Origin of the sequence: Pseudomonas sp. Sample_16 (assembly GCF_004307665.1) — a bacterium.
Classification (GTDB): domain Bacteria; phylum Pseudomonadota; class Gammaproteobacteria; order Pseudomonadales; family Pseudomonadaceae; genus Aquipseudomonas.
On the sequence record NZ_RCOB01000188.1, the window covers coordinates 1 to 11,277 of the forward strand.

An 11,277-nucleotide genomic window follows, 5' to 3' on the forward strand; every position below is an offset into this window, starting at 1 on the left:
CGACAAGATCATTAGGGGCTTGTTACATGTCTGCTTCCCTCGCATTCGTCTTTCCGGGACAAGGTTCGCAGTCCCTCGGCATGCTGGCCGAGTTGGGCGCGCAACATCCGGTTGTCCTCGAAACATTCAAAGAAGCCTCCGATGCTCTGGGTTACGACCTGTGGGCACTGACCCAGCAAGGGCCGGAAGAGCAACTCAATCAAACCGATAAAACCCAACCGGCGATCCTGACCGCTTCGATCGCCCTGTGGCGCTTGTGGCTGGCAGAAGGCGGCGCGCGCCCGGCTTATGTTGCCGGTCACAGCCTGGGTGAATACAGCGCACTGGTTGCCGCTGGCAGCCTGAGCCTCGGCGACGCGGTGAAGCTGGTCGAGCGTCGTGGTCAGTTGATGCAGGAAGCCGTTCCGGCCGGGCAGGGCGGCATGGCCGCGATCCTTGGTCTGGACGACGCCGATGTGCTGGCAGCCTGCGCCGAAGCGGCGCAAGGTGAAGTGGTCAGCGCGGTCAACTTCAACTCCCCTGGCCAGGTGGTGATCGCCGGTGCCAAGGCTGCGGTCGAGCGTGCCATCGAAGGTTGCAAGGCGCGTGGTGCCAAGCGTGCCATGCCGTTGCCGGTCAGCGTGCCGTCGCACTGCGAGCTGATGCGTCCGGCTGCTGAGCGTTTTGCCGAGTCGATCGCAGCGATCGACTGGCAGGCTCCGCAAATTCCGCTGGTGCAGAACGTCAGTGCCGATGTGCCTGCCGATCTGGAAACCCTCAAGCGCGATCTGCTTGAACAGCTTTACAAGCCTGTACGCTGGGTCGAGTCGGTCCAGGCGCTGGCAGCCAAGGGTGCGACCAATCTGGTCGAGTGCGGTCCTGGCAAGGTGCTCGCCGGCCTGAACAAACGCTGCGCCGAAGGCGTATCGACTTCCAACCTCAATACCCCAGACGCTTTCGCTGCCGCCCGTGCAGCGTTGGCCTGAATCAGGAGAAACTTGCATGAGTCTGCAAGGTAAAGTTGCACTGGTCACCGGTGCAAGCCGTGGCATCGGCCAGGCCATCGCCCTGGAACTGGGTCGTCAGGGCGCCATCGTTGTTGGCACCGCGACCACCGCTTCGGGTGCCGAGCGTATTGCCGCCACTTTGAAGGAAAACGGTATCCAGGGCACCGGCATTGAGCTCAATGTCACCAGCGACGAGTCCGTGGCGGCTGTCCTGGCGAGCATTCAGGAGCAGTTCGGTGCGCCGGCGATTCTGGTCAACAATGCCGGTATCACCCGCGATAACCTGATGATGCGCATGAAAGATGACGAATGGCATGACGTCGTCGATACCAATCTGAACAGTCTGTTCCGCCTGTCCAAGGGTGTTTTGCGCGGCATGACCAAAGCCCGTTGGGGACGAATTATCAGTATTGGCTCGGTTGTGGGTGCCATGGGCAACGCAGGCCAAGTAAACTACGCTGCCGCCAAGGCCGGTCTGGAAGGTTTCAGCCGTGCACTGGCGCGTGAAGTCGGTTCGCGTTCGATTACGGTAAACTCGGTGACTCCAGGGTTCATTGATACCGATATGACCCGCGAACTGCCCGAGGCACAGCGTGAAGCCTTGCAGACGCAAATTCCGCTGGGTCGTCTGGGACAAGCTCAAGAGATCGCGTCTGTGGTCGCTTTTCTTGCCTCCGACGGTGCGGCTTACGTTACTGGGGCTACAATCCCGGTGAACGGCGGGATGTACATGAGTTAAATGTGACGGATTGCTTCAAAAAAATGTCATACGAGCTGTCTAAAATCCGTTATAAAGCTGCAATCTATTTATAGGCAGAGGGTCACCGGGTTTGAGGAGTGAAGCTTTCAGTTGAAAAACTGAAAAGTCTTTCTATACACTTACCCACTGGCCAGCTGCCTGAATTTGTCCATTAGGAGTGAAAACAAGGTATGAGCACCATCGAAGAGCGCGTCAAGAAAATCGTTGCCGAGCAACTGGGCGTTAAAGAAGAAGAAGTGGTCAACACTGCTTCCTTCGTTGAAGACCTGGGTGCTGACTCCCTTGACACCGTTGAGCTGGTGATGGCTCTGGAAGAGGAATTCGAGACCGAAATCCCTGACGAAGAAGCTGAGAAGATCACTACTGTACAAGCTGCAATCGACTACGTTACTAGCCATCAGGCGTAATAGTTTGTAATCGTTGCTTGCTGTCATGGAAAAACCGCACTGCCATCATGGCGTGCGGTTTTTTCTTTAGGCCTGATGCAAAGTCGTCATTTGAAAAAAGGAGAGTGCTGTGTCGCGTAGACGCGTCGTAGTCACCGGTATGGGTATGTTGTCGCCACTGGGCACGGATGTGCCGAGCAGTTGGCAGGGCATTCTGGCTGGCCGCAGTGGCATTGGTCTGATCGAACACACCGACCTTTCTGCCTATTCCACCCGTTTTGGCGGCTCGGTAAAGGGCTTCAATGTCGAGGAATACCTGTCGCTCAAGGAAGCACGCAAGCTCGACCTGTTCATTCAGTACGGTCTGGCCGCAGGTTTTCAGGCAGTGCGCAATGCGGGCCTGGAAGTCACCGACGCCAACCGCGAGCGCATCGGCGTGGCCATGGGTTCGGGTATTGGCGGCTTGACCAATATCGAAGAAACCAGCCGCACGCTGCACGAAACCGGCCCGCGACGGATTTCTCCGTTTTTCGTACCCGGCTCGATCATCAATATGATTTCCGGCTTCCTGTCCATCCACCTGGGTGCACAGGGTCCTAACTATGCCATCGCCACGGCGTGTACCACCGGTACGCACTGCATCGGCATGGCAGCGCGCAACATCATGTACGACGAAGCTGACGTGATGATTGCCGGTGGCGCCGAAATGGCCGCCTGCGGCCTGGGCATGGGCGGCTTTGGTGCCTCCCGCGCACTGTCGACCCGCAATGACGAGCCGACCCGCGCCAGCCGTCCATGGGACAAGGGCCGCGATGGCTTCGTATTGTCCAACGGTGCCGGTGCGCTGGTTCTGGAAGAACTGGAGCACGCCAAGGCCCGTGGCGCGACCATTTATGCCGAGCTGATCGGTTTCGGTACCAGCGGCGATGCTTACCACATGACCTCGCCACCCGCCGACGGCGCCGGTGCTGCCCGCTGCATCACCAATGCGCTGCGCGATGCCAAAATCAATGGCGACCAAGTGCAGTACATCAATGCCCACGGTACTTCGACTCCTGCCGGCGACCTCGCGGAAGTCAATGCGATCAAGTCGGTGTTTGGCGAGCACGCCTACAACCTGGCGGTCAGCTCTACCAAGTCGATGACCGGTCACCTGCTCGGTGCGGCCGGCGCGGTTGAAGCGATCTTCAGCGTGCTGGCGATCAACAGCCAGGTGGCACCACCGACCATCAACCTGGATGAGCCGGATGAAGGCTGCGATCTCGATTTCGTACCGCACACGGCGCGCAACATGGAAATCGATGTGGTCCTGTCCAACTCCTTCGGTTTTGGCGGCACCAACGGCTCGCTGGTGTTCCGCCGGTTCGCAGGTTGATGGAAAGCTGGGTCGACGGTCAGCCGGCTGACACGCTGTCGCTGAAAGATCGCGGCCTGGCTTACGGCGATGGTTTGTTCGAGACCATCGCCGTGCGCAATGGTTTCCCGGTGATGCTGGATCGCCATGTATTGCGGTTGACCAGAGGGTGTCAGCGGCTGGCAATCAACCTCGATCATGGCACCATGGTTACAGAGCTGCTCAACTACGCTGCAAAGCTCGACGAAGGCGTTCTCAAGCTGATCATCACCCGTGGTGACAGTTTGCGCGGATATGCCTTTGACCCCTCTGTTCAAGCCCGCCGCATCTTGCTGGGTAATCCTCCGGCGACGTATCCAGCCGCGCATGCCGAGCAAGGCATCCGCTTGTTTCCCTGTACTACACGCCTTTCAGATCAGCCCCTGCTTGCCGGACTCAAACACTTGAATCGGTTGGAACAGGTGCTCGCCCGTTCCGAATGGCAAGATAGCGACCATGCCGAGGGCTTGCTGCTCGACCGGGCTGGCCGCGTCATCGAGGGAGTGTTCAGCAACCTGTTCATGGTATGCGATGACGTGCTGATCACCGCCGATCTGAACCGCTGCGGCGTGGAAGGGGTGATGCGTGCCGAATTATTGTTTCAAGCCGAGTCACTGGGCATTCCCACGCAAATAACCGATATCACGCTGGATCAGTTGCAATCGGCAGATGAAGTCTTTGTCTGCAACAGCGTTTATGGCGTGTGGCCAGTGCATGCCTGTGGCGCACTGAGCTGGCCGGTTGGGCCGCTCACCCGTAAACTTCAAACCATTGCCCGTGCGCTACTGGATGTTTGATACGTGAGACGTAAATTCTTGCTGCTGCTGGAAACCGGACTGGTTCTGGCGGGGCTGATGTTGGGTGCTTCTGCCTGGAAAATTCATTCGGCGCTGGTTCAGCCGCTGAACATTACTCAGGAAGAATTGCTGGAGGTGCCCAAAGGCACCACACCGAACCGCACCTTTTTGCGAATGGAAGCCGACGGCATCATCAAGGATGCGTTCTGGTTGCGCGTTTACTGGCGCTTCAACCTGCCCAAGCAGCCTTTGCACAGCGGCGAATACCGCATGACGCCCGGCATGACTGTCGAAGGTCTGATCGACCTGTGGAAGCGCGGTGAAATGGTGCAATACAGCCTGACGCTGGTCGAAGGCTGGAATTTCCATCAAGTCCGTGCGGCGCTGGCCAAAGAGGAAAAGATCGAGCAAACCCTTGACGGTCTGAGCGACAGCCAGGTCATGGACAAGCTTGGTCATACCGGGGTTTTCCCGGAAGGGCGGTTCTTCCCCGACACCTATCGTTTCGTACGGGGCATGACCGACGTCGAGCTGCTGAAGACGGCCTACGACCGTCTCGATGAAGTGTTGGCGAAGGAGTGGAATCAGCGTGCCTCCGATTTGCCCTACAGCGGTCCGTATCAAGCCCTGATCATGGCCTCGCTGGTGGAGAAGGAAACCGGCGTGCCACAGGAGCGCGGGCAGATTGCCGGCGTGTTCGTGCGGCGCATGGCGATGGGCATGCTGTTGCAGACTGATCCGACGGTCATTTATGGCCTGGGCGATCGATACAACGGCAAGCTGACACGCGCCCATCTGAAGGAAGCGACGCCTTACAACACCTATATGATTTCCGGCCTGCCGCCGACTCCGATAGCCATGGTTGGCCGTGAAGCGATCCACGCGGCGCTGAATCCGGTGGAGGGCAGCAGCCTCTATTTCGTTGCTCGCGGTGATGGCAGCCATGTGTTTTCCGATGACCTGGATGCCCACAACAATGCCGTGCGAGAGTATCAGCTCAAGCGTCGGGCTGATTACCGTTCCAGCCCCGCACCGGTGACTGCGCCCGAATCGCCGGAGGCTGCGATTGAGGAACCTCAAACCGAAGAGCCTCAGGCTGAGCCGGACCAGACGCCGATCCCGGCCGCATCTCCCAACATCACTCCCGAGGCTTTGCCGCAAGTGCCGCCACAAGAACCTGCACCTACGCCCGCACCGGATGCAGCCGCGCCGCAAAACCCGCAATGATTCTGACTAAGGACTGCCTGTGACTGGCTTGTTTATTACGCTGGAAGGCCCGGAAGGCGCCGGCAAGAGCACCAATCGTGAATACCTGGCCGAGCGCCTGCGCGCAGCCGGTATCGAGGTCGTGCTGACCCGTGAGCCGGGAGGTACACCATTGGCCGAGCGCATTCGTGAAGTGCTGCTGGCCCCGGTCGATGAGGTGATGAATCCGGACACCGAACTGCTACTGGTATTTGCAGCGCGTGCCCAGCATCTGGCCGAGGTGATTCGCCCGGCGCTGGCCCGTGGTGCGGTGGTCTTGTGTGATCGTTTCACGGATTCGACTTATGCCTATCAGGGTGGTGGCCGCGGCTTGTCACTGGAGCGAATCGCCGCGCTGGAAACCTTTGTCCAGGGTGATCTGCGCCCCGACCTGACGCTGATCTTCGATCTGCCGGTGGAAGTCGGTCTGGCCCGCGCCAGTGCACGCGGACGTCTGGATCGTTTTGAGCTGGAGGGCCGGGCCTTTTTCGATGCCGTGCGCAATGCCTTCCTCACGCGCGCAGCTGCGGAGCCGGCACGTTATGTCCTGGTCGACGCCGCGCAATCGCTGGCGCAGGTTCAGCTGGCTCTGGACGCCTTGCTCCCACGTCTGCTGGAGTTGACCCGTGGCTGAAGCCTATCCGTGGCAGGACAGTCTGTGGCAACAACTGGCCGGTCGTGCTCAGCACGCGCATGCCTATTTGTTGCACGGCCCGGCCGGGATCGGCAAGCGGGCGTTGGCCGAGCGTTTGATGGCCAGCCTGTTGTGCCAGCGTCCAACTGCTCAGGACGCCTGTGGAGAATGCAAATCCTGCCTGTTGCTCAAGGCAGGCAGTCATCCGGACAACTACATCCTGGAGCCGGAAGAAGCCGACAAGGCGATCAAGGTCGATCAGGTTCGCGACCTGGTCAGTTTCGTGGTGCAGACCGCGCAGTTGGGCGGACGCAAAGTGGTGCTGATCGAGCCGGTCGAGTCGATGAACATCAACGCGGCCAATGCCTTGCTCAAAAGCCTTGAAGAACCTTCAGGCGACACGGTGCTGCTGTTGGTCAGTCACCAGCCCAGCCGTCTGCTGCCGACCATCAAGAGTCGCTGCGTGCAGCAGGCCTGTCCGCTGCCAAGCGAAGCCATGAGCCAGGCCTGGCTGGCCAAGGCCTTGCCCGATTGTTCGGAAGACGAACGGGTTGAATTGCTGACGTTGGCTGCCGGCTCTCCTCTGGCCGCCGTCAACCTGCAGGCCCAGGGCGTTCGCGAGCAGCGTGCGCAAGTGGTCGAAGGGGTAAAGAAATTGCTCAAGCAGCAGCAATCGCCGACGCAACTGGCCGAGGGTTGGAATGCGATCCCGCTATTGTTGCTCTTCGATTGGTTCTGCGACTGGTCGAGTCTGATCCTGCGCTATCAGTTGACCCAGGATGAAGAAGGCTTGGGGCTGACCGACATGCGCAAGGTGATTCAGTACCTGGCTCAGAAATCGGCGCAAGACAAAGTCCTGAATATCCAGGACTGGATTCTCGCCCAGCGCCAGAAGGTGTTGAGCAAGGCCAACCTCAATCGGGTCTTGCTGCTGGAGGCCCTGCTGGTGCAATGGGCATCCTTGCCTACCCAGAGGTGACGGTCTGCGCCTAGACTCTGTGCATCAGCAGTGGAGGTCAGCATGAACGAATCTGTCAGCCCGGGGCCACGCAACGGCATTTTGTCGCTCACCATCAAGGACAAATCCGTGCTTTACGCGGCCTACATGCCGTTCATCAAGAACGGTGGCCTGTTTATCCCGACCAACAAGAGCTACAAGTTGGGCGATGAGGTATTCATGCTGCTGCATCTTATGGATGAGCCGGAAAAAATCCCGGTGGCCGGAAAGGTCGCCTGGGTCACGCCCAAAGGCGCGCAGGGTAACCGTGCCGCCGGTGTCGGCGTACAGTTCGGCGACGGTGACGACACCGCTCGCAGTCGAATCGAAACCCATCTGGCCGGAGCACTGAAGTCCGACCGTCCCACTCATACGATGTAAGTTGCAGCCATTTTTATGCTCGTAGATTCCCATTGCCACCTTGATCGACTTGACCTTGCCGCCCACGACGGTTCCCTCGATGCCGCACTGGATGCGGCACGTCAGCGCGGGGTAGGGCACTTTCTGTGTATCGGCGTCAGCGTCGACAACGCTGCCGAGGTCAAAGCCCTGGCCGAGAAATACGACGACGTGGACTGCTCGGTCGGCGTGCATCCGCTGGATGTGCAGCCCGGCGCCGCACCCGCGCTGGACTGGCTGTTGCAGGAACTCAATCACCCACGCGTAGTGGCGATCGGGGAAACCGGTCTGGATTATCACTACGAGCCCGAGGCAGCCGAGTTACAGCAGCAATCGTTCAGGCTGCACCTGCAAGCGGCAAAGCAGACTGGCAAGCCAGTGATCATTCATACCCGTGGTGCGCGCGCCGACACCTTGAACCTGCTGCGCGAAGCGGCGTTGCCTCAGGCAGGCGTGCTGCACTGTTTCACCGAAGATTGGGACATGGCGAAAGCCGCGCTGGACATGGGGTATTACATTTCCCTGTCGGGGATAGTCACGTTCCGCAACGCGGACGCATTACGTGATGTGGCGAGCAAGGTGCCGGCGGACCGCTTGCTGGTGGAAACCGATTCGCCGTACCTGGCACCGATTCCTCATCGCGGCAAACCGAACCTGCCGCAGTACGTGCGAGAGGTTGCGGAATTTCTGGCAATGTTGCGCGGCGAGTCCTACGAGCGATTTGCTGAACAGACCACCGAAAACTTCCAGCGATTGTTTCCCCTGGCGCATGTCAGGGCAGCGTCGTAACGCCAGAAACAAATCGCAGCCTGGGGCCGCGCCCACGGGGCTTTGGTCGTTAAATCGCAGGCAAAAAAAACCCGGGTTCTGGGGGGTGAATCCGGGTTAAGACCATTAGGAGTAAAACAATGGTACGCGGTCCGTTGGTACCAATATCGGCGTGACACTTGGGGGAGATGTCCCGCCGACAGTTCAAGTATTGATCAGTATTGCGCCCAGTCCAGTTTGAGAACCGGGGTTTTTAAACAAATTTGGAATACGGGCGCTTCGGAAGAGTTCTCATCAACCTTGCGGCGTGCGCAAAATGACCAGAAAACACAGATATGGTCGGATGATCCGTGCATTTTGGCGCAAGTTAGGCATAATACGCGGCTTCGAATTTTGACCCCTACAGACCTTTTCTTATGCATAAAGAACCTCGTAAGGTCCGTGAGTTTCGTCGCCGCGAGCAAGAAATTCTCGATACCGCGCTCAAGCTGTTCCTCGAACAAGGTGAAGACAGTGTCACCGTCGAGATGATTGCTGATGCCGTCGGTATCGGCAAAGGCACGATCTACAAGCACTTCAAATCCAAGGCCGAGATTTATCTGCGCCTGATGCTCGATTACGAGCGCGATTTGAACGAATTGCTGCATTCCGCCGACGTCGACAAGGACAAGGAAGCCCTGTCCCGCGCCTATTTCGAATTCCGCATGCGCGATCCGCAACGTTATCGCTTGTTCGATCGCCTGGAAGAAAAGGTGGTCAAGGGCAACCAGGTCCCGGAGATGATCGAGGAGCTGCACAAGATCCGTGCCTCGAACTTCGAACGCCTGACCCTGTTGATCAAGGGCCGGATCAGCGAAGGCAAGCTCGAAGACGTGCCGCCGTACTTCCATTACTGCGCGTCCTGGGCGTTGGTGCACGGCGCGGTAGCGCTGTATCACTCGCCGTTCTGGAGTAATGTGCTGGAAGATCAGGAAGGGTTCTTCCAGTTCCTGATGGACATCGGTGTGCGCATGGGCAACAAGCGCAAGCGCGACACCGACACCCCGAGCAGCTGAGCCATTCAGCAGCCTTATTGCCCCATGATTTCGCTACATGAGGCAGTACCGCAGGAATATACTCAGGCATAGGACTTGCTAAAACTTGATTTGTGAGTCAAGTTTTAGCAATCCGAATATCCTTTCGCCGGAGTGGCCATGATCGTTGACCGTCAAGGCAGGCGTTTTCGCAATTTGCGAGTCAGCCTGACATCAGCCTGCAATTACGCCTGTACCTACTGCGTGCCCAATGGCAAGCGGTTGGTGGCTGCGCAGGATGAACTGTCGGCAGAGGCCATGTCGCGTGGTGTGGCCTATCTGATCGAAGCGGCCGGCATCGAGCGTTTGCGCATCACCGGTGGCGAACCGCTGGTCAGCCCCAAACTCGAAACCTTCATGAATGCGGTCGGGCAGATGGGCCTGCAAGACATCAGCCTGACCACCAATGGTCAGTTGCTGGCGAAGAAACTGCCGCTGTTGGTGGATGCAGGTATTCGGCGCATCAACGTTTCCCTCGATACCCTCGACGCCAGCGCCTTCCGCAGCATTGCCCGTGGCGGCGACCTGGCTACCGTGCTAGACGGCATGGATCAGGCACGCAAGGCCGGCATGAAGATCAAGGTGAACATGGTGCCGCTGCGCGGGCAGAACCTCGATCAGGTGATGCCGTTGCTCGATTATTGCCTGGAGCGGGGTTATGAGTTGCGCTTCATCGAGTTGATGCGCATGGGCCACCTGGCCAGTGACTCCAATGGCTTTCTGCAACAGTTCGTCAGCCTGCAGCAATTGCTGAGTCTGATCGGCGAGCGTTATGAATATTTGCAGGCCGATGCGCCGGTGGATGCGACGGCGGTGCGCTACGAGATTCCCGGGCTTGGGCATTTCGGCGTGATCGCCAATGAAAGCGTGCCGTTCTGTCGGACTTGTTCGCGCTTGCGTCTTTCCTCCACGGGATGGCTGCATGGCTGCCTGTCGTCGAGCAATCGCCACTATGTCGGCGATCTGCTGGACAAGCCGCGCCATCAGGCGTTGCCGGCCTTGCAGCGATTGCTGGTGAAAGCTCTTGGGGACAAGCAGGAGGTGGCGTTCTCAGGTGGCGCTACCGTCATGAAGATTATCGGCGGCTGATTGACCCCTGTGGCGAGGGAGCTTGCTCCCGCTGGGGTGCGAAGCAGCCCTAAATGATCAAATACACAGTATTCCTCAGTATTTACGACTGCTGCGCAGCCGAGCAGGAGCAAGCTCCCTCGCCACAGGCCACATGATCAATCCGGAAATATCCGTGATCGCGAGGAATGGCGCAAAATCTGCATCCCACGGCCATTCGCCGGTTTTCCGTCACCGGCCTCTGGAGGATAGGATGCGTAGCCTGGTTTTGCTGCTGGCCGTTTTGGCGCTCGGTGGCTGCATGAACGTCAGCGATATGGCCGAAGGGACTCGCTACCATATGAGCGATGCAGGCCTGCTTGATCACAGCGACAGCCGCCGCGTGAACAACCTGCGCATTCAGCCGGACTCGTTCGTCTACATCGCTCAGGGCGCGTTCGTGCCGCCGGGCAGTGCCGTGTACCCTCGGCCAAACGTGATCGCCGAAGTCGCCTTCGACGGCTTCATCGAATACTTTCCGATGGTGCGCCGCGCGCGCGTGCCGGAAGGCCTCGATCAGGCGATGAGCGAAGCCCGTGCCCTGGGTGCGCATTATCTGCTTTACACGCGATTCGCCAAATCCGATGACCGCATCGGCAACTCCGATGAGTGGCTGGATCAGGAAGCCGTGGATCGCCTTGGCGTCGATACCGGCGTGATTCAAATCATGTTGATCGAGACCAGCACCCAGTATTTGATTGATACTGCACGTATCAAGAGTCGTGGCGGTTT

Annotated in this window: 13 protein-coding genes; all 13 read left to right on the top strand. The window is 58.7% G+C overall.

The annotated features are described in order from the left end of the window. The first annotated feature begins 26 nt into the window (after positions 1-26). Positions 27-965, top strand: coding sequence for an ACP S-malonyltransferase (gene fabD, locus D8U69_RS24820; protein WP_056855935.1), 939 nt, complete (start codon positions 27-29; stop codon positions 963-965). 16 nt (positions 966-981) lie between these two features. Next, positions 982-1,725 (top strand): 3-oxoacyl-ACP reductase FabG, encoded by a 744-nt coding sequence (gene fabG, locus D8U69_RS24825; RefSeq protein WP_056855934.1) that lies wholly within the window; start codon positions 982-984, stop codon positions 1,723-1,725. 191 nt (positions 1,726-1,916) lie between these two features. Next, on the top strand, positions 1,917-2,153 hold the full coding sequence (acpP, locus tag D8U69_RS24830) for an acyl carrier protein (RefSeq protein ID WP_003175607.1): 237 nt from the start codon (positions 1,917-1,919) through the stop codon (positions 2,151-2,153). Between the two features lie 109 nt (positions 2,154-2,262). Next, positions 2,263-3,507: a beta-ketoacyl-ACP synthase II gene (fabF, locus tag D8U69_RS24835; RefSeq protein WP_130908374.1), complete on the top strand. Its 1,245-nt coding sequence runs from the start codon at positions 2,263-2,265 to the stop codon at positions 3,505-3,507. Beyond that, entirely contained in the window at positions 3,507-4,322 is an 816-nt protein-coding gene (gene pabC, locus D8U69_RS24840; protein ID WP_130908375.1) for an aminodeoxychorismate lyase, read from the top strand. The genes fabF and pabC overlap by 1 nt, the downstream gene beginning before the upstream one ends. A 3-nt stretch (positions 4,323-4,325) precedes the next feature. Then, a complete protein-coding gene (gene mltG / locus D8U69_RS24845; protein ID WP_130908376.1) occupies positions 4,326-5,549 on the top strand; it encodes an endolytic transglycosylase MltG in 1,224 nt (407 codons plus the stop codon). Between the two features lie 19 nt (positions 5,550-5,568). After that, the gene (gene tmk, locus D8U69_RS24850) at positions 5,569-6,201 is read left to right on the top strand and encodes a dTMP kinase (protein WP_056855930.1); all 633 of its coding nucleotides are present in this window, start codon (positions 5,569-5,571) and stop codon (positions 6,199-6,201) included. Further along, a complete protein-coding gene (locus D8U69_RS24855; protein ID WP_056855929.1) occupies positions 6,194-7,180 on the top strand; it encodes a DNA polymerase III subunit delta' in 987 nt (328 codons plus the stop codon). The genes tmk and D8U69_RS24855 overlap by 8 nt, the downstream gene beginning before the upstream one ends. Positions 7,181-7,222: 42 nt before the next feature. Beyond that, positions 7,223-7,579, top strand: coding sequence for a PilZ domain-containing protein (locus D8U69_RS24860; RefSeq protein WP_056855928.1), 357 nt, complete (start codon positions 7,223-7,225; stop codon positions 7,577-7,579). Positions 7,580-7,594: 15 nt separating this feature from the next. Continuing rightward, entirely contained in the window at positions 7,595-8,386 is a 792-nt protein-coding gene (locus tag D8U69_RS24865; RefSeq protein ID WP_130904426.1) for a TatD family hydrolase, read from the top strand. Positions 8,387-8,781: 395 nt separating this feature from the next. Further along, the gene (locus D8U69_RS24870) at positions 8,782-9,420 is read left to right on the top strand and encodes a TetR/AcrR family transcriptional regulator (RefSeq protein WP_034149949.1); all 639 of its coding nucleotides are present in this window, start codon (positions 8,782-8,784) and stop codon (positions 9,418-9,420) included. Between the two features lie 138 nt (positions 9,421-9,558). Then, positions 9,559-10,527, top strand: coding sequence for a radical SAM protein (locus tag D8U69_RS24875; protein ID WP_130908377.1), 969 nt, complete (start codon positions 9,559-9,561; stop codon positions 10,525-10,527). Positions 10,528-10,759: 232 nt separating this feature from the next. Further along, the coding region (locus tag D8U69_RS24880) for a DUF4823 domain-containing protein (protein ID WP_130908378.1) at positions 10,760-11,277 on the top strand (518 nt) is incomplete at its 3' end.